Annotated in this window: 17 protein-coding genes and 1 tRNA gene; 15 read left to right on the top strand and 3 right to left on the bottom strand. The window is 40.7% G+C overall.

All coding sequences use genetic code 11. The features are described 5' to 3' along the window. Position 1: 1 nt before the first annotated feature. From CJ263_RS06540 to scpA, 7 genes are all read left to right on the top strand, one after another. Positions 2 to 1,618 (top strand): UxaA family hydrolase, encoded by a 1,617-nt coding sequence (locus CJ263_RS06540; protein ID WP_094996529.1) that lies wholly within the window; start codon positions 2 to 4, stop codon positions 1,616 to 1,618. 288 nt (positions 1,619 to 1,906) lie between these two features. Beyond that, the gene (locus tag CJ263_RS06535) at positions 1,907 to 3,454 is read left to right on the top strand and encodes an aldehyde dehydrogenase (NADP(+)) (RefSeq protein ID WP_094996528.1); all 1,548 of its coding nucleotides are present in this window, start codon (positions 1,907 to 1,909) and stop codon (positions 3,452 to 3,454) included. 295 nt (positions 3,455 to 3,749) lie between these two features. Beyond that, positions 3,750 to 4,121 carry a hypothetical protein gene (locus CJ263_RS06530; protein WP_094996527.1) on the top strand — a complete coding sequence of 124 codons (372 nt, stop codon included), beginning with the start codon at positions 3,750 to 3,752 and terminating at the stop codon, positions 4,119 to 4,121. Positions 4,122 to 4,243: 122 nt separating this feature from the next. Beyond that, positions 4,244 to 5,287 (top strand): sensor histidine kinase, encoded by a 1,044-nt coding sequence (locus CJ263_RS06525; RefSeq protein ID WP_094996526.1) that lies wholly within the window; start codon positions 4,244 to 4,246, stop codon positions 5,285 to 5,287. Then, on the top strand, positions 5,284 to 6,048 hold the full coding sequence (locus CJ263_RS06520) for a LytR/AlgR family response regulator transcription factor (protein WP_094996525.1): 765 nt from the start codon (positions 5,284 to 5,286) through the stop codon (positions 6,046 to 6,048). The genes CJ263_RS06525 and CJ263_RS06520 overlap by 4 nt, the downstream gene beginning before the upstream one ends. 92 nt (positions 6,049 to 6,140) lie before the next feature. Beyond that, entirely contained in the window at positions 6,141 to 7,526 is a 1,386-nt protein-coding gene (locus CJ263_RS06515; protein ID WP_094996524.1) for a methylmalonyl-CoA mutase subunit beta, read from the top strand. After that, the gene (scpA, locus tag CJ263_RS06510) at positions 7,519 to 9,672 is read left to right on the top strand and encodes a methylmalonyl-CoA mutase (protein WP_094996523.1); all 2,154 of its coding nucleotides are present in this window, start codon (positions 7,519 to 7,521) and stop codon (positions 9,670 to 9,672) included. The genes CJ263_RS06515 and scpA overlap by 8 nt, the downstream gene beginning before the upstream one ends. Positions 9,673 to 9,729: 57 nt before the next feature. Here scpA and CJ263_RS06505 read toward each other — a convergent pair whose 3' ends face one another. Further along, a complete protein-coding gene (locus CJ263_RS06505) occupies positions 9,730 to 10,971 on the bottom strand; it encodes an MFS transporter (RefSeq protein WP_094996522.1) in 1,242 nt (413 codons plus the stop codon). A gap of 235 nt (positions 10,972 to 11,206) precedes the next feature. Between CJ263_RS06505 and CJ263_RS06500 the strand changes: the two genes are divergently transcribed. From CJ263_RS06500 to CJ263_RS06470, 7 genes are all read left to right on the top strand, one after another. After that, complete coding sequence (locus CJ263_RS06500; protein WP_094996521.1) at positions 11,207 to 11,770, top strand: RidA family protein; 564 nt, start codon at positions 11,207 to 11,209, stop codon at positions 11,768 to 11,770. Positions 11,771 to 11,786: 16 nt separating this feature from the next. Continuing rightward, positions 11,787 to 12,602 (top strand): alpha/beta hydrolase, encoded by an 816-nt coding sequence (locus tag CJ263_RS06495; RefSeq protein ID WP_094996520.1) that lies wholly within the window; start codon positions 11,787 to 11,789, stop codon positions 12,600 to 12,602. A gap of 50 nt (positions 12,603 to 12,652) precedes the next feature. Next, on the top strand, positions 12,653 to 13,525 hold the full coding sequence (locus CJ263_RS06490; protein WP_094996519.1) for an SMP-30/gluconolactonase/LRE family protein: 873 nt from the start codon (positions 12,653 to 12,655) through the stop codon (positions 13,523 to 13,525). A gap of 12 nt (positions 13,526 to 13,537) precedes the next feature. After that, the gene (locus CJ263_RS06485) at positions 13,538 to 14,131 is read left to right on the top strand and encodes a HEAT repeat domain-containing protein (protein ID WP_094996518.1); all 594 of its coding nucleotides are present in this window, start codon (positions 13,538 to 13,540) and stop codon (positions 14,129 to 14,131) included. A gap of 66 nt (positions 14,132 to 14,197) precedes the next feature. Beyond that, positions 14,198 to 15,043, top strand: a complete 846-nt coding sequence (locus CJ263_RS06480; protein ID WP_094996517.1) for a fumarylacetoacetate hydrolase family protein — start codon at positions 14,198 to 14,200, stop codon at positions 15,041 to 15,043. 15 nt (positions 15,044 to 15,058) lie between these two features. Then, entirely contained in the window at positions 15,059 to 15,823 is a 765-nt protein-coding gene (locus tag CJ263_RS06475; RefSeq protein ID WP_094996516.1) for an SDR family NAD(P)-dependent oxidoreductase, read from the top strand. A 2-nt stretch (positions 15,824 to 15,825) separates the two neighbouring features. Next, on the top strand, positions 15,826 to 16,632 hold the full coding sequence (locus CJ263_RS06470) for an SDR family NAD(P)-dependent oxidoreductase (RefSeq protein ID WP_094996515.1): 807 nt from the start codon (positions 15,826 to 15,828) through the stop codon (positions 16,630 to 16,632). A 285-nt stretch (positions 16,633 to 16,917) separates the two neighbouring features. Here the strand turns inward: CJ263_RS06470 and CJ263_RS06465 are convergent. Together CJ263_RS06465 and CJ263_RS06460 are read right to left on the bottom strand one after the other, a co-directional pair. Next, positions 16,918 to 16,989: transfer RNA gene (locus tag CJ263_RS06465), tRNA-Arg, on the bottom strand. 153 nt (positions 16,990 to 17,142) lie between these two features. Beyond that, a complete protein-coding gene (locus tag CJ263_RS06460) occupies positions 17,143 to 17,853 on the bottom strand; it encodes a hypothetical protein (RefSeq protein ID WP_094996514.1) in 711 nt (236 codons plus the stop codon). 480 nt (positions 17,854 to 18,333) lie between these two features. On the opposite strand from CJ263_RS06460, the gene CJ263_RS06455 reads away from it, so the two are divergent. Continuing rightward, positions 18,334 to 19,785 carry an arginine decarboxylase gene (locus CJ263_RS06455; protein ID WP_094996513.1) on the top strand — a complete coding sequence of 484 codons (1,452 nt, stop codon included), beginning with the start codon at positions 18,334 to 18,336 and terminating at the stop codon, positions 19,783 to 19,785. Positions 19,786 to 19,789 lie beyond the last annotated feature (4 nt).

The following is a 19,789-nucleotide window of genomic DNA, read 5'->3' as shown; positions in this document are numbered from 1 at the left end:
CATGATGCAACAGTTGATTAAAGTACATAACGAGGACAATGTCGGCATAGCCTTGGCGGACTTAACCCAAGGCCACGTGGTACGTTTTGAAGGCCAGGACATTACCATATTAAATCCTACCAAGGCAAAACATAAAATAGCCCTCCAGGATTTAAAGGAGGGAGACAGCGTTTTTATGTACGGGGTTTTAGTAGGTAGGGCTCTCCACTTTATACAAAAGGGGGGACTTTTAACTACGGAAAATGTAAAGCATCAGAGTGCGGAAGTACAAGGAAGAACGGATAGATATACTTGGAACCCTCCCGATATTTCCCAGTGGAAGGAACGAACTTTTATGGGGTATCACAGGCTGGATGGCCAGGTTGGTACCCAAAATGTATGGCTGTTCTTTCCCTTGGTATTCTGTGAAAATAGAAATATAGAGATACTAAAGGATGCCTTTGAAAAGGAATTGGCCATTGGAAAAATAAGTAAACAAAGACGACTCTTGAGGCGACTTATACTAGGTAGTAGCCTCAATGATATTGATGCAGATGATACGGCGGGTGAACGAACTTTTGAAAATATAGAGGTTAAATTTATTACCCACCAAGGAGGATGCGGTGGTATTCGTCAAGATTCGGAAACTTTGGCCAAATTATTGGCAGGATATATCAAAAACCCCAATGTGGCGGGAGCTACGGTTTTAAGCCTTGGATGTCAAAATTTACAAATAGATCTTTTAACGGAGGCCTTAAAATCCTTGGATGCTAATTTACAGAAACCCGTATTGATCTATGAGCAACAGCAATTGGGAACCGTAGAGGATATGTTGAATATTATCATCAAGGAATCTTTTAAAGGGATTAAAGAAGCAAATAACATTCAAAGAAAACCCGCTCCCCTTTCAAAATTAAAATTGGGACTGGAATGCGGGGGTTCCGATGGATTTTCTGGAATTTCGGCTAACCCGGCGCTAGGTTATGCCTCTGATCTGTTGACCGCTCTGGGAGGTTCTCCTGTTCTTTCTGAATTTCCCGAGTTATGCGGGGTAGAACAGGAGCTGGTGAACCGATGCGTCCGCGACGAGGATGCCGAACGTTTTATGCAATTGATGAAGGCCTATGAGAATTCCGCGGAACGGGTGGGGTCTGGTTTTGATATGAACCCCTCGCCAGGAAATATCAAGGACGGTCTCATCACGGATGCCATGAAGTCGGCCGGTGCAGCTAAAAAAGGGGGCACATCCCCCATACAAGGGGTATTGGATTATGGCGAATATGTGACTAGACCAGGACTTAATTTGCTCTGCACCCCAGGGAACGATGTAGAAAGCACTACGGGAATGGTTGGCTCTGGAGCCAATATTGTTGTTTTTACCACCGGCTTGGGAACTCCTACGGGAAATCCCATCGCTCCGGTAATCAAGGTGTCCTCCAATACGGAATTGGCCAAAAAAATGCCGGATATCATTGATATTGACACGGGAGCGGTGATTAGAGGCGAAAGGTCGATTGAAGAAATGGGAGCTGAAATATTGGAATATGTAATCCAAGTAGCGAGTGGAGAAATAAAGGCAAAGGCCGATGCATTGGGGCAAGACGATTTTATCCCTTGGAAACGTGGCGTTTCCTTATAATGGACTTAGTTGTTTGTTTTTCAGGGAATTCTTCAATTCACATGGAGTCTAGTAGAAAGAATCGATTCAAAATTTATCGTTTGAATTCATGGTTATTGTTTTACTGTTGCCACAAAAGTGAAAGTCCATATTTCAGCACAAAAAAACATGTCAAAGAAACTGTGATTTATAGATTTTAAACAGATTACGAACAAAATAGTCAAAAATCCAACTACAAAACCCAAGGTCAACTGTTACACATTTAGTAATTTTAGGGATACATTAAAAACAAAGGAAAAAGATCATCAAATGAATAGTGATACAACGTATTATCAGGCTATAAATCCGGCAACAGGGGAAAAATTGGAAGGCGAGTTTAAAAATTCAACTCGAGAGGATGTGGATAAAGCGGCAAAAAATGCCGCAAAGGCTTTTCAGGCCTATAGGAAGCTGGACAATGAAACCAAGGCAAAATTTTTGGAACAAATTGCAGACGAAATCAATGCCCTTGGAGATGACTTGTTGGAACGTTGTCATTTGGAGACGGCATTGCCAATAGGCAGACTTACTGGTGAACGTGGAAGGACCATGAGTCAGTTACGATTGTTTGCCAGTGTGGTGAGGGAAGGTTCTTGGGTAGATGCTAGAATCGACTTGGCCCAGCCCAATAGGGAACCATTACCAAAATCGGATATACGACATATGTTGATTCCCTTGGGACCGGTTGCGGTCTTTGGGGCCAGTAATTTTCCATTGGCGTTTTCAACGGCAGGAGGGGATACAGCTTCAGCTTTGGCTGCGGGATGTCCTGTAGTATACAAAGGTCACCCTGCACACCCTGGAACCACTGAAATGATTACTGGGGCCATCCAAAAAGCCATAAAGGAGATTGGTTTGCCAGAAGGTGTATTTTCCATGGTGCAAGGAACTTCCATTGAAGTAGGGGGAAACTTGGTAAAACATGAGGATATCAAGGCTGTTGGTTTTACAGGTTCTTACAGAGGGGGAATGGCTATTTTCAATTATGCGAACTCGAGACCTGTTCCTATCCCTGTTTTTTCTGAAATGGGCAGTACCAATCCTATGTTTATTTTGCCCAGAGCGCTTAAGGAGAGGGCAGAACAAATCGCACAAGGGTATTCCAATTCCTTGAACATGGGTGTTGGACAGTTCTGTACCAACCCGGGATTGAGTTTTTATCCCAAAGGTGAAAAATCAGAGGAGTTTTTAGAAGAACTTTCTGCCCAAGTAAGTAAAACAGACCCGGCCATTATGTTGACCGAAGGAATTCAGTCCGCCTATAACAAGGGTTTGGAAGAATTGTCTAAAAACGAAAAGTTGATGGTTCTAGGCGAAGGCAAAAAAGTAGACCATAAGATTGGGGTTTGTTCAAAGGTCTTTAAAACCACTATAGATACCTATTTGAAAAGCAAAGAGTTATCGGAAGAAAATTTTGGGCCCTCCTCCATTGTCGTTGAGACCACTGCCAAGGAAGATCTTTTGAAGGCGGCCAGGGAATTGGAAGGTCATTTGACCGCCACGGTCCATGGTACTGACGAAGATTTGGAGGAATATGCTGAACTATTTAATATTTTGGAGCAAAAAGTAGGTAGGGTTCTGGTCAACGGATATCCTACTGGGGTGGAGGTTTGCCATTCCATGGTACATGGAGGTCCGTTTCCTGCCACAACGGCCCCAAGTTCTACATCTGTAGGTACCAATGCCATAAAACGTTTTGTAAGACCGGTATGTTATCAGGATTATCCTGAAAGTCTGCTTCCCGATGAACTTAAAAACGACAATCCATTACATATTTGGCGATTGGTGGATGGTGAATTTTCCCAAAAATCCATTTAGGTTTTATTAGTTGCATTAAACACTAATTCTGTTTTTTTTAGATATAGATAGTATCCCAATAGGGTACGGGCAGCATTTCAAGCCAGTACCCTATTGGGATTTCTCATTTTAGTCGAATTCAAGGGCTATTATTTACTTGAATTTGAGAATACCTCTGTACTTCGTTTAAGCATGAAGCAGTTTCAGGTTCATTTTCGGTCACTTCACTTTAATATTCCCAGGATGTAGGTACATAGCTCCTACATTTGTCCTGTAAAGAATTCACAATCAGATTTATAATTAAGAAATAAATATCATGAAAAAAATAAGTGTATTAATAGGAATTGGAATATTGGGAGCTTTATTGCTTTCTTCAAAAGCAGCACATTACTGTACAGGAGCAGATAATGATGGGCATAGTTTGGAAAATAACCCTTTTGCTGAAGGACTAAAAATGGAAATGGAATCTGCGAACATGGATCCTAGCGAAATCGTTTTGTTCGAAGAGGAAGAAGAGGTTGTATTGGGCTTTGACACTTCAGAATACCTGCCATTGGGATTTAACCCGTATGAAGGAATGGAATTGGACGCAAAGGATATTATCGTGCTCGAGGAAGAGGAAGAAGTAGTGTTGGATTTTGATGTGACACAGTACCTGCCCCAAAACTTTGATGCATATGCAAAATAGGTGGTTGATTGTTGTTAGTTAACACCCTTTGATGGGCCTTCATTCATTTGAGGGCCCATTCTTCTTAAATCCAGAGCAATAAAACCAACCAAATTTAATGTACATTTGAAACCATACCCACCATGCAGATTCCCATGATGTTAAAACCTATTAAGAATGGTCAGATAATTAAGATATCGCTCTTATTGGCCATTTTAATTTCCCTACCAAGGTCAATCTACCTGTACAATATGTTCAGTGGGGGTAATATTGACCTGTCCGGTGATTTGTTTATCGATTTTCTATATCGGTATGCTTTTTTTGTGGCCTTTTCATGGATGATATTGCAAGTAAATACCAATTTGGTATACCTCAAATTGAACGGTTCGCACACGTTAAGAATGATAGTTGCCATTTTGGCGGACACCATTATTATTCTACTTTTTCTGTATTTGTTCAAATCTTTTTTCATGTATGTAATTGGCCATGAAATAGACAGGAAGGATGAAGGTTTCACCAATTTTAACTATGTGGTTCTAGCAGTGGTACTATTCTTTATAGCCCGCGTTTTAAGATTGCAGACAGACCAGCAAGAAAGCAATTTGGAGAACGAAAGATTAAAACAGCAAAATTTACAGAATGAATTGGCGGCACTTAAGAACCAAATAGATCCACATTTTTTATTCAACTCATTAAACTCGCTTACTTCTTTAATTAGGGAAAATAAACCGGCGACCCAATTTGTAAACAAGTTGTCACACATGTACAGGTACATCTTGCAGAGCGGAGATTTGGATTTGGTTACCGTGAGGGAGGAACTTAAATATTTGGAAAGTTATGCCTATCTTATAGAAACAAGATATAGGGATCGGTTTAAGCTTAACATTCAAATAGGCGATGAATATCTTGATAAAAAATTACCTCCGCTGGCCTTGCAATTGTTGGTTGAGAATGCGGTAAAACACAACGAAATATCAGCTTCCAATCCCCTAATAATTGACATTTTCCAGAAAGGGGATTCCATTTTTGTAGAAAATAGGATTAGACCTAGAACAAATTTGGCTGATGGAACAAAAAATGGCTTATCAAACTTAAAAAAACGATATGCCCTACTTCTTAAGCAAGAGCTTACTGTACGTACAGATGACCAAATATTTAGCATAGAGCTTCCATTGACCAAAGAATGATGAAAGTAGTTATTGTAGAGGACGAATTGGCGGCAAGTGAAAACCTGGCCTATCTACTTCAATCTATAGATGATACCATTGAAATAGAACAGGTGTTAGAATCGGTTACCGATGCCGTTGCCTTTTTCGCCCAACCGTATAAAGCTTCCCTTATTTTTATGGATATCCATCTTGCGGATGGCTTATCTTTTGAGATTTTTGAAAAAGTCGAGGTAACTACCCCGATTATATTTACCACAGCCTATGATCAATACGCATTAAAGGCCTTTAAAGTGAACAGTATTGATTACCTCCTAAAACCTATCGACGAGGAGGAACTCCTTGAAGCTATAAATAAATTCAAAAGTAGAACGACCGAAAAAGGTATAGATAAACATCAGATCGAGGGTTTGTTGAACTTGATAGGGGGTAGTGCAAAAAACTATAAGGAGACTTTTCTTGTAAGTCAGCGGGATCAGCTTATCCCCTTAAAAACTAATAACATCGCCTATTTTAGAATAGATACGGGTATTGTCAAGGCCGTAACCAAGGATAATCAATCCTTTGTGATGGATAATAAATTGGAAGAAATTGAGGAAGAGTTGGATCCCTTTAAATTTTATAGGGTCAACAGACAATTTATTGTCCAGAAAGATGCTTTGGAAAGTATAAAATATTATTTCAATGGTAAGCTCATAGTAACCCTTACACCTTCTTGTGAGGAAAAGGTGGTGGTAAGCAAGGCCAAGGCCACGGCTTTTAAAAACTGGGTAAATTCTTAAAGTGCCCATTTTGTTTTAGGGCCACTTTTCCTAATCGTATATCCCTTTTTCTTATTGTATCTTTGAGTAACACCCATTGAGATATTTGAGTGATGTCAAAGAAAAAAGCAGAACTTCTTTTCGAAGAATTTCCTCCGGTTTCCGCTAAAGCTTGGAAGCAAAAAATCCAGTATGACTTAAAGGGAGCTGATTATAATGAGGAATTAGTATGGAAATCTAGGGAGGGAATCCATGTAAAACCCTTTTATCATAGGGAAGACCTTGGGGATATCTGCCTGTCAATAGATTCCGAAAAGACATGGAAAATAGGACAGTCCATATATGCCGGAGTGCCCGAAAAAGCGAATAAAAGAGCCCTTAAGTTTTTGGAAAGGGGCGTGGAAACCCTTCATTTTAGTGTTCCCAATGAAGAAGTTCAGTTTAAGGCCCTACTTAAGGATATAGATTTGCAACAGATTCCAGTATCTTTCCATTTTTCCTTCCTGTCGGTTTCATATATAGAGTCTCTACTTAATTATGCTGAAAAGGGATGTTCAAATTTCTTTCTCAATATTGATATCATAGGTAATTTGGCACGCACTGGAAATTGGTTCCACAACCTAACAAAAGATCATGAAATTCTGGAGCGACTTTTAAAAACCGAAGCCGATAACCTTTTGAGCGTTGACACCACGTTGTATGAAAATGCAGGTGCGGATATTGTGCAACAACTTGGCTATGGTCTTGCCCATGCCAATGAATATGTGCAGCATTTGTATGACAAAGGGGTGCTGGATGGAATGGAAAAATTCACTTTCAAGGTGGCCACTGGGGGCAACTATTTCTTTGAGATCGCAAAACTAAGGGCGCTACGTCTTCTTTGGTGTACTTTAATGGAGGAATATGGTCTAAATATTGACTGCCATATCGTTGCCGAACCAAGCCGAAGAAACAAAACGGTGTACGACTACAACATGAACATGGTCCGCACAACTACGGAATGTATGTCGGCCATTCTTGGTGGTGCACATGTCGTTTTTAATCAGCCTTATGACAGACTTTATCATAAGGACAATGCCTTTTCAAGTCGTATTGCCTTAAATCAGTTATTGATATTTAAGGAGGAAGCATATCTGGACAAAGTTCAAAATGCTGCTGATGGGGCCTATTATATTGAGTCCCTTACCCGCCAATTGGCCGAAAAGGCATTGATTTTATTTAAATCCGTCGAAAAGGAAGGGGGATTCCTAAAACAGTTAAAAGGCGGAATTGTTCAGCAAAACATCAGGGAAGCCGCTAACAGACAACAGGAGCAATTTAACAAGGGTACGGAGGTACTTGTGGGTACCAATAAATTTTTGAATGGTTCAGACCGAATGAAAGACGATTTAGAGTTATATCCCTTTGTTAAAAAGCGCCCCAGAAAAACCTTGGTCGAACCCATCATTGAATCCCGTTTGGCAGAGGCCATTGAACAAAAAAGGCTTAATGATGAGTAGAAGGGACGTACAGCATATCAGTCTTAAACCAGGGAGAATCGATAATCCTTCAAAGGAACCGCTTGGTGAATTTGAGACTGCAGAGGGAATACCATTGAAGCGAACGTATTCTGAAAGCGATTTGGATCCATTGGAACACTTGGATTTTCCTGCCGGATCACCTCCTTTTTTAAGAGGTCCCTATGCAACGATGTATGTTCAAAAACCATGGACCATCAGACAGTATGCCGGTTTTTCAACGGCCGAAGAGAGCAATGCATTTTACAGAAGAAATTTGGAAGGAGGGCAAAAGGGCCTATCGGTAGCCTTTGACCTTCCAACCCATAGAGGTTATGATAGTGACCATGAACGAGTAGTAGGTGACGTAGGCAAGGCCGGAGTTGCCATTGATTCCGTGGAGGATATGAAGGTGTTGTTCGACGGAATTCCGTTGGATAAAATGTCGGTTTCCATGACCATGAATGGTGCCGTAATTCCTATTATGGCCTTTTATATCGTGGCTGCCGAAGAACAAGGTCTTTCCAAGCAGCAATTGACGGGAACCATCCAAAACGATATCCTGAAGGAATTTATGGTTCGCAACACCTATATCTATCCACCAGCTCCATCGATGCGTTTGGTAGCCGATATATTCGAATATACCAGCCAAAATATGCCCAAGTTCAATAGCATCAGTATTTCCGGGTATCATATGCACGAAGCGGGTGCTCCCGCCCATATGGAACTGGCCTATACCTTGGCAGACGGTTTGGAGTATATTAGGACAGGTTTGGAGGCAGGTCTAAAAATCGATGATTTTGCGCCAAGGCTCTCCTTCTTTTGGGGTATTGGAATGAACCATTTCATGGAAATAGCCAAGTTACGGGCAGGAAGAATGCTTTGGGCCAAAATGGTCAAGGGGTTCAGTCCACAGAACGTAAAGTCGCTTATGTTGCGTACCCACAGTCAGACCAGTGGTTGGAGTTTAACGGAACAGGATCCTTTCAATAATGTCGCTAGGACCACTATAGAAGCCATGGCGGCAGTCTTTGGAGGAACGCAAAGTTTACATACCAACGCCTTGGATGAAGCCATAGCATTACCTACTGATTTTTCGGCAAGAATTGCACGGGAAACGCAATTGTTTCTTCAGGAAGAAACCAAAATCACCAAAACCGTAGATCCATGGGCAGGCAGTTATTACTTAGAAACCTTAACCGATGAATTGGCACACAAGGCTTGGAAGCTTATTGAAGAGGTGGAGGAACTTGGAGGAATGACCAAAGCGATTGAGGCCGGAATTCCCAAAATGAGAATCGAGGAGGCCGCCGCCAAAAAACAGGCCCGATTGGATAGTGGAAAGGACGTACTCGTTGGGGTAAATAAATATCGTCTGGAACAAGAGGATAACCTTAGTATTTTGGAGGTTGACAATGAAAAGGTACGAATCCAGCAAATAGATCGGTTGACTACATTGAAGGCACAACGTAATGAAGAACAAGTACGTCATATATTGAATCGTATCACCAGTGCAGCAAAAGATTCAATTAAAGAAAACAGTCAGCGAGATAATTTACTAGCTTTAGCTGTAGAAGCGGCAAGGTCAAGGGCTACCTTAGGCGAAATCAGTCAGGCACTTGAGGAAGCCTATGGCAGGCATACCGCAGCCAATAATACCATTTCGGGGGTGTATTCCAAAGAAATTAAACAGGACGAAAGTTTTAAAAGGGCAGTTCAGCTAGCGGACCAATTGGCGGAGCAAGAAGGACGACGACCTCGGATCATGGTGGCCAAAATGGGACAGGATGGACACGATCGTGGGGCCAAAGTGGTTGCTACCGCCTATGCAGACCTTGGTTTTGATGTGGATATAGGACCTCTGTTCCAAACTCCTAGGGAAGTGGCGAAACAGGCCGTGGAGAATGATGTACATGTTTTGGGAATCTCATCCTTGACGGCGGGACATAAGACCTTGGTACCGGCCGTTATTGAGGAACTTAAGGCCTATAATCGAGGTGATATACTTGTCGTGGTGGGAGGTGTCATTCCGAAACAGGATTACGGATTCTTACAAGAAAAAGGAGTAACTGCAATATATGGTCCGGGAACTAAAATTAGTGAAGCGGCTATCGAAATACTGGAAATTTTACTGAAGAATAATAAATAACATATAATAAAAAAGGGACCATAACTATGGTCCCTTTTTAATATTGATAATAAGGTATTAAGCAGTAGCCACTTCACCGGATTTTCTGTTTTTCATCCAAAAATATAGAATCGTGAAAAGAATTATTAAAGCTCCGGGGAAAAGAGTAAGTTTTTCTAACGTCATTTGTCCTGCTACTAATTGTAGTTCATCACCCGTAAAACCTTCTCTAGCTGCTTCAGCTAAATCACTATCGATCCATCCGCCAATAACCGGTTGGACGGCTCCTGTCATGAACATTCCAATGGCTCCTATAATAGACATTCCTAATGCTCCACTCTTTGGTATTTTATCGGCTACAAAACCAATCATATTAGGCCAGAACAGTGCTATTCCGAACGCAAAAAAGATAGCGGCCAAGTAAGCCATAGCACCTGTTTGGGTACTAAATAAATACACTCCTATGGTAGCTAAAATAGCAGAACCAAGAAGTACACCTGATTGGTCGAATTTTTTAACAAAATCACCGCCAAAATATCTCGTTATGGCCATTAATCCAGTGGTTAATGCAAGAATAATCATTGGATTGGCACCACTTTTATCTAAGATAAGACCCACCCATTGGTTTGGTCCAAATTCAGATATGGCGGTTAATGTCATACAGAAGGCAATAAAAAGAAATAACGGGGAGAATATTGATTTAAAATTGCCGCTTAAAGTTGCTGCCTCCTCCACTTTTGCTTTTGGCCAAGATTGTCCAAAAAATAGGAAAGCATAAATAATCGTAGGTACTAGAATTATCCATATTTGGGTCTGCCATGATAAACCGCCATCAGTCATGAATTTCGATAATAAACTACCTATTGCAATTCCTCCAGGAAACCACATATGAAAACGGTTAAGCATCTTGCTCATTCGTGAGCCTTGATAGGCATCTGCAATCATGGGATTACAAGCTGCTTCGGTACAACCGTTACCGAGTCCTATAAACAAAGTGGAAATCAACAAGCCAATATAGCTTCCGGAATATATAGTGAGAATAATCCCTAGAGTATGGGCAAAAAATGCAAATTGCATGATGGCTTTGCCGCCAACTTTATGGTATATAAGTCCACCTACGATCATTGCCAAAGGAAATCCAAGAAACCACATAGAATTAATAAATCCTAATTGCTCTCCAGTGAGGCTTAGCTCTTCGCTTAATTGGGGTAAGATACCTGCTCTAATGCTAAATGAAAAGGCAGTGGTAATCAAGGCGAAACAACTGGCATAGAACAGTCTGTTCGCATTTACGTTTGAAGTTGCTGTTGAACTCGTCATATTTGTTGGTTTTGTTATTATGTTTTTTGGTTAGCATGCTAAGCTAATAAAAATGCCATAATTTCCCTTGTTTTTTAAGAAAATCATAGTTTAACTGTATAAAATTGAATGATTAATAGGTTTTAAAAAGGTAGGATTGAATTTTAATTGAATGTAAATCAGGAGATATAGGTATTTGTAAAGTAAAATGTTAAAGATTACCTTGGTTCAATATTCACGCAATTTATTTTAGTTTATGAAAAAACTGATTCCCATATTTTTTCTTTTGGTCCTAACCAGTTGCCAAACCAAGGTTTCCGAAAACGAGACCACAGAGAAAAATGAACCTGCAGCAGACTATAATCCCGAAGCGAAACTGGAACAATTGGGCATTGCTTTAAGACCTATCGGAAAACCTGTTGCAAATTATGTGCATGCCGTACGAACGGGAAATTTGCTTTTTCTGGCCGGAAAAGGACCAAAGCAAGCAAATGGGGAAAATGTAGTAGGGAAAGTAGGGTCAGACCTGACGGTTGAGGAAGGCTACAATGCGGCTAGGGAAGCGGGTATCAACCAATTGTCCGTTCTAAAGGAGGAATTGGGCAATCTAAGTAAGGTAAAACGAATCGTGAAGGTAAAGGGCATGGTCAATGCGGGACCCGAATTTACCGATCACTCCAAGGTGATCAATGGATATTCCGACCTAATGGTCGAAGTTTTTGGTGAAAACGGAAAACACGCAAGGGCTGCCGTAGGGATGGGTTCATTGCCCGGAAATATGGCCGTTGAAGTTGAAATGGTAGTCGAAATTCAGGATTAATAAATATAAGTAGAGCATGAAAAGAAGTTTCTTTCTGATTTTGGTAATGTGCATAGGTCTTCCGGCCTTGGCCCAGGACCTGTCCTATACCCTAGAAGAGAATATTGGGTATTATAATGGACTCACGGATTCACAAACGGACTATCAAAAAGAGCGCTGCAAACTAGATGTCTATTATCCCAAGGACACTACAGATGTTCCCGTTGTGGTTTGGTTTCACGGTGGGGGATTGGAAGGCGGTGAAAAGCATATTCCTGATGGATTGAAGGAAAAAGGAGTGGTGGTCGTGACCGTGAATTATCGCTTACATCCAAAAGTGCAGCACCCTGTTTATATTGAGGATGCCGCAGCTGCGGTTGCTTGGACCTTTAAAAACATTGAAAAATATCACGGGGACAATAACAAAATCTTTGTAACGGGTCATTCTGCGGGAGGCTATTTGGCCAGTATGGTAGGCCTGGATACCGGTTACCTTTCCAAGTATGACATTGACGCCAATAAAATTGCCGGACTTATTCCCTTTAGTGGGCATTCCATCACCCATTTTACCATCCGGAAGGAAATGGGTATACCTGGTACGCAGGCGATAGTGGATGAGTTTGCACCTTTATTCCATATTAGGAAGGATGCTCCGCCCATGTTGTTGATTACCGGAAACAGGGAATTGGAAATGCTGGGCAGGTACGAGGAAACCGCCTATTTTTATAGGATGATGAAAGTTATTGGCCATCCTGATGTGGAATTGATGGAATTGGATGGGTACGGGCATAACATGGTGTATCCGGCCATTCCCCTTCTGTTGAATTTTGCAAAGGAAAAATCAAAGGAATAGTTAAGATCTTGCTTGTGAATATTCCAGAATTTCTGAAAGAAATATAAATCATGGAGGTAGAAGTTGTACATGGTCACCAATGTGAATTAGGCGAGGGACCGGTTTGGGATTCTAAAAACAATGTAATCTGTTGGGTGGATATTTTGAACGGGGAAATTCACGAGTATTCGCCGAGCAAAAAGAATCACAAGATTTATCCGGTTAAAAAAATGGTTGGCTGTATTGCGGTATGCAGCGACAACAATTTTATTTTAGCTTCTACATCGGGTATCGGTTTTTTAGACAGGGAAACTGGAAAGATAGAATATGTAGATAATCCTGAAAGCCATTTACCGGGTAATAGGTTCAATGATGGGAAGTGTGATCCGGCGGGCAGATTGTGGGTGGGCAGTATGTCCCTATCCGAAGATGCCAATTCAGGAGCGGTCTACGCCTTTTCAAATAATGAAAACGATTTAAAGATTAAGAACACTACCATTTCCAACGGAATGGCCTGGAGCCTGGATCACCAAACTTTTTATTTTATTGACACACCAACACAAACCGTTGTAGCTTACGATTTTGATAAGGCCGACGGAAATATTAAAAACAAAAGAGTGGTCATAAGGATAGAAGAGAAGGAAGGTTTTCCCGATGGTATGACCATTGATTCAGAAGGGATGCTTTGGATTGCCCATTGGGGCGGATGGCAGGTAACGCGTTGGAACCCCAAAACGGGAGAGAAGTTGTTAAGCATTAAGTTTCCGGCAGCAAAAATCACTTCCTGTACCTTCGGCGGAAAGGATTTAAAAGATCTCTTTGTAACTTCGGCAAAGGTAGATCTGACCGATAAGGAATTACAGGAACAACCTTTGGCAGGTGCCCTATTTGTAGTTAAAGATTGTGGTTATCAAGGTGCGCCCGGATTCTTATATAACATTTAGCTGTGACAATTTATGGACCTATATAATGAACTTAATACGGAGCTTAAAAAGCATGGAATTAAGGATATGGAAGTTTTTGGAGAAGTTCTTAGGCCAATTGATAGACTAGTAAATTCCAAAATGTCGTCCAAACCTTATGTAGATATTTTAATTAAATATCTTGATAAACTTAATGGAAATGAGGCGGAAATGGTTATCAGAGCTTTAACTGAAAAGGGGAATCAAAAGGCGGTTCCAACGCTAATCAACTTATTTAAAAGGGAAAAGGGAGAAAATTTATGGATTGTAGGTAACGCTCTTTACGTAATTGATGACAAAAATTCATATACTGAAATATTGGATATTTGTCGCAATAAATCCTTTGGAATAGCTAGACAAATGTTAATGGGAACTTTAGCTAGAATAAAATCCGATGAGGCTTATGATGTTTTGATTAATTGTTTATCAGATGCCTCTGTAAAAGGACATGCAATTGAAGGTTTAGGAAGATTTGGTAACCCCGAGGCAATTAAAATATTGGAAAAAATTGATGTGGAAAAAGGAAAATACGAGTATAAAGCCAAAAATAATGCAATTAGGAAATTGAAGAGGAAACAAATTATATAATACTAGACTTACATTTTTAAAATTTAAAAGTGCAAGACCACAGCTGAAAATTAAAATTAATTAAAAATGAAACTTATAAGATTTGGCAAACCTGGAGCGGAGAAGCCGGGAATTTTGGATGTTAAAGGCAAGAGAAGGGACTTATCCAGCACCTTTACGGACTGGGACCGCTCCTTTTTTCAAAATGGGGGACTCGAAAAACTACGTGGTCTGGAATTATCCAAGTATCCAGAGGTGGATGACAAGGTTCGGTTGGGGTCTTGTGTTCCCCGTCCGGGTAAAGTCATTTGTATAGGACTTAATTACTCGGATCACGCCGCAGAATCGGGCATGGCCATACCGGAGGAGCCCATAATTTTTCAAAAAGGGGCCAACACAGTAGTTGGGCCCAATGACAATATTCTTATTCCAAGAAATAGTGAAAAAACCGATTGGGAAGTGGAGTTGGGTATTGTGATTGGTAAAGATGCCAGATATTTGAGCAGTGCTGAGGAAGCCAAGGACTATATTGCCGGTTATTGTATATCCCACGATGTATCGGAAAGGGCCTTTCAACTGGAGATGGGCGGGCAATGGACGAAAGGAAAATCCTGTGATAACTTTAACCCTTTAGGTCCGTTTTTGGCAACTTCCGAGGAAATCGAGGATGTACATAATCTAAAAATGAAACTTTGGGTCAATGGGGAACAGATGCAAAACGGAAATACCAATACCATGATTTTCGATTGTTATTATGTGGTACACTACCTTTCGCAGTTTATGACCCTTGAGGCAGGAGATGTAATCTCTACCGGGACCCCACCAGGGGTAGGTCTGGGAATGAAGCCGCCCAAGTACTTAAAGGCTGGGGATAATGTGGCCTTGGAAATAGAAGGTTTGGGCAGACAGGAACAAACCTGCAGCAATGCATAACCAATTTTGTAAAATATGTTCAGTTTAAAGGATAAGATAGCCGTTGTTACGGGAGCAGGAAGTGGGATAGGACGCGCCATTGCAGTGGTCTTGGCAAAACGGGGTGCAACAGTTCATATTTTAGAAATAAATGAGGAAGAAGGCCAGGGAACATTGTCTATGATTCAAAAAGATGGGGGAAAGGGTCAGGTGCATATTTGTGATGTAAGCCATCAACAGGAGGTTGTTTCCACTTTTGAATCCATTGGAAAAATAGATATTCTGGTCAATAATGCAGGGGTTGCCCATATTGGTACGGCAGAGACGACAACCGAAGCAGATTTAGACCGAATTTATCAAATCAATATAAAAGGGGTTTATAATTGCTTGCATGCGGCCATACCCCTCATGAAGAAAAATGGTGGTGGGAGAATCATCAACATGGCAAGCATAGCGGCAACCATCGGAATTCAGGATAGGTTTGCCTACTCCATGTCCAAGGCCGCCGTGGCAAACATGACCCTAACCGTAGCCAAGGATTTTATCAAGGACAATATCACCTGCAATTCCATTTCGCCGGCCAGGGTACATACACCTTTTGTGGACGGCTATCTTGTCAAAAACTTTCCGGACAACCAAGAGGAAATGTTTGAAAAATTATCGCAAACGCAACCTATCGGTAGAATGGCAAAGCCCGAGGAAATAGCGAATTTGACACTATATCTATGTAGTGATGAGGCCGCATTTATAACAGGTACGGACTATCCTATTGACGGAGGATTTATAAAATTAAATAGCTGAACATGAGACTCGATAAAAAGATTGCGTTGGTAACGGGTGCAGGTAAAGGTATAGGTAGGGAAATTGCCCAAGGGTTTGCTGCGGAAGGTGCCATTGTCATCATAAATGATTTACCTGCAGCTGATTATGCAAAGGACGTTGTCGACGGAATTAGTAGCAGGGGAGGCAAAGCGGAATTGTATGCGGCCGATGTCTCCAAAGTGGAAAATATTCGCAATATGTTCCGATATATCGAGGAAAAATATGGACGATTGGACATTTTGGTCAACAATGCCGGCATCACAGGTTGGAGTGATTTTTTTAATACCGAGGAAGCCTTGTTTGATAAGGTCATCAATCTGAATATTAAAGGGACCTTGTTCTGTGCCATCGAGGCGGCCAAATTGATGAAAAAGAACAAAAACGGAGGTAGTATTATCAACATATCTTCCATATGTTCGGTATTGAGCGTAAAGAACCTAATTTGCTACTCCACGAGCAAAGGGGGAATCGAGGCTATGAGCAAGCAAATGGCCGTTGAACTGGCGCCGTATAAGATTAGGGTCAATACATTTGGTCCAGGCCCGATAAACACAGCAAGAAACTTGGAAGAGGATCCGGAATATCGGGAGAATTGGGGTCGTGTGGTTCCCATGAAAAGAACAGGTGAACCTGAAGAAATGATTGGCCCAGCCGTTTTTTTGGCCTCTGATGAATCCAGTTATGTTACAGGACAATTGTTTTATGTAGATGGGGGTTGGAGCGTCCAGGGAAAATTCGCTGAAGATAGTATGGATAGCCAGTTAAAAAATAGTGGAGGAAAGGATTAATGATTTTTGACTAGGATATTCCGGGTATTTGATAATGCGTAAATCCTATCTTTATGTCACCTCGAGCGCAGTCGAGTGGTCCTTTTTTATAGACAATATTTAGATTTTCTTGATATCTAAAATAAGCCTCGGCAAGAGATAACTTCGTTGTTCTTTGGTAGCTCATGTTGAAAATGCATACAGATGGCTATCGCTTTACAAACTCCAACAAAAAAAGGACCAGCAAGCTGTCCTTTTTTTATTTTCGGTTGCAGCACCTTCGGTGCATCTATATGCATTTATTTGTAGCCTCGGCAAGAATCGAACTTGCATCTAAAGTTTAGGAAACTTCTATTCTATCCATTGAACTACGAGGCCAATATTCACTTTTTCAAAGTTTTCAAGATTCAATTTATCGTATCCCTAAAACTCAATCTATTTATAGAACCCTATCTACCTTTAGGTAGGTACGAGGCCAAATAGGCTGGCAAAAATAGAACTTTTTGTCAATTTTATGCAAAAGGAACTACATCAATTTCTTTTGGACCAAATTTCATACATCGGTTCGCCCCGGCTATTTTGGCCCGTATGGTGCCAATCGTCGCCTTTTAGTTCGTAATTGAACTCTAAACTGGCCCCCACACGATTATTGTCCCTTGAGAAGAACTCAATGTTTTCTGTGTAAACTCCGTCCTTGGAAGTGAAGCTTCCCCCTCCGGTACCGGAAAATTGCATGGTCTCCGTTTGGTAGGCGATCCATTGAAAACGTCCATCCAGCAAGAATTTTAAAGTTTTTCTCGGATTTTCCTCGCCACGGCGTTCCTGCCCTGTATCTGGGCCACGAGTGGCAAATAACCATTGTCCATCCAAGTCTTGTTCAATGGGTTGCTTTTTTTCTAAGGTAACGGCTTTTTCCAACTGAAAAGTGATATTATTCGCATTAAACGAATAGGGTATCTCCATCACTTTAAGACTGTCCTTTTCAAAGTCGGAATTGAACTCGAGATTAATTTTGATGTTGTAGCCATCGGCCGTGTAGAAGCCTCCAAGCGTCTTTACAAACTCGGCGGGATTCGTCTTGTAGATAGTATGTGTGAGATAACCCTTATCGATTTTAAGCTCATGACGAATATTTTCCTCATTGGATAGGTACACGCCGGAAGAAATTTGGGCATTTGCCAAGGTGACCAACAAGGCAAAAATCGCAAAATGGATTTTTTCTATATATTTCTTATGTTTCATCTTAATGCGTTTATGTCTAAAGATAGGGATTAAGATACTGAATATAAATAACTTGTGGTTTTTATGAAATAAAAAAATCAACCTCTTTGGTCTATTTTGTTCCCTTGAACGTATTTTGTTTCAAAACCGTTGTTTTTTCAATTTTTTTGTTTTCATTTGTGCCGTAAAATAAGAGAAATCTCTTTGTAAGGCCTTTGCCTTTAGCTGAACAGAATGCAATTTGTTTCTATGTTCGGATTTTTGGGAATTAGGAAGTCAAACCCAAAAATGGCTTATAAGATAAGCAGCCGAATATTAAAGCTAACTTCCGCTTTTAATACTTCGATTGTGCAAAGTCAGCACATCTATTTCTTCATTCCCACTACTCAGGAACAAATTCTTATTTGATTGGACAATACATCATGTTTTCTTAACATGATATGAGCACACTTTTTTAAATTATATAACGTATTTTCCAACATAATAAAAGTACTTTTTTAAATGAATACTAAATATATTGATCTGATCGATCAAACCTATTTCTTTCCACAAGAGGAATTTGAACTGGATGGAGACAACTTGAAATTTCATAATATTCCTTTGAACGAACTGGTGGAAGAGTATGGAAGTCCCTTGAAATTCACCTATTTACCCAAAATATCGGAAAATATTGCCAGGGCAAAAAACTGGTTTTCTACAGCCATTAAAAAGAACGACTACAAGGGTAAATACCATTATTGCTATTGTACCAAAAGTTCCCATTTTCAACATGTAATGCATGAGGCCTTAAAGAACGAAATACATATTGAAACTTCCTCTGCATTTGATATCAACATTGTAGAGCAGCTAAAAAAGGATGGTAAACTAAAGGATAATGCCTATGTTATCTGCAACGGGTTTAAGCGCGAACAATACATTGAGAATATCGCGAGGTTGATCAATAACGGGCATGACAACTGTATCCCCATTATTGATAACTACGAGGAAATAGACCTTTTATCGGATAGCATAAATGATACCTTTAAGGTGGGCATACGCATTGCTTCGGAAGAAGAGCCAAAATTTGAGTTTTATACCTCACGACTGGGCATCGGGTACAAGAATATTGTGCCTTTCTACGAAAACCAGATCAAGGACAACGATAAGGTGGAACTTAAGATGCTTCATTTTTTCATCAATACCGGTATAAGGGACAACGCCTATTATTGGAACGAATTGGTAAAATGTCTTAAGGTCTACGTAAGGCTTAAAAAGATTTGCCCTTCTTTGGACAGTCTTAATATCGGTGGCGGATTTCCCATAAAGAATTCCTTGGCCTTTGAGTATGACTACCAATATATGGTGGACGAAATCCTGAACCAAATCAATATTGCCTGTGCCGAGGCCGACGTACCGGTTCCCAATATATTTACGGAATTCGGGAGCTTTACCGTAGGGGAAAGTGGTGGAGCCATTTATGAAATTCTCTATCAGAAACAGCAGAACGATCGTGAGAAATGGAATATGATCGATTCTTCTTTCATTACTACCCTACCCGATACCTGGGCCATCAACAAACGTTTTATCATGTTGCCCATCAACCGTTGGAACGATGAGTATGAAAGGGTTCTATTGGGTGGATTAACCTGTGATAGTGACGATTACTATAATAGCGAACAGAACATGAACGCCATCTATTTGCCCAAATACAAAAGGGACAAGCCTTTGTATATTGGTTTCTTTAATACCGGGGCGTATCAGGAAACTATAGGAGGCTTTGGGGGCTTACAGCATTGCCTCATTCCGCAGCCCAAACATATCCTTATTGACAAGAACGATAAGGGAGAATTGGTAACCACGTTATACAGTCCACAACAGACTGCTCAGGACCTTTTGGAAATTTTGGGTTATGGGGAGTATCAAAAAGAGAAAAATAAAAAAACGGCAAAGGCCAAAAAAGAACTATCTAATTAATTTG

Source organism: Maribacter cobaltidurans (genome assembly GCF_002269385.1).
GTDB lineage: Bacteria > Bacteroidota > Bacteroidia > Flavobacteriales > Flavobacteriaceae > Maribacter > Maribacter cobaltidurans.
The sequence above is the reverse complement of the archived record's forward strand: the minus strand, read 5'-3'. Positions and strand labels throughout refer to the sequence as shown.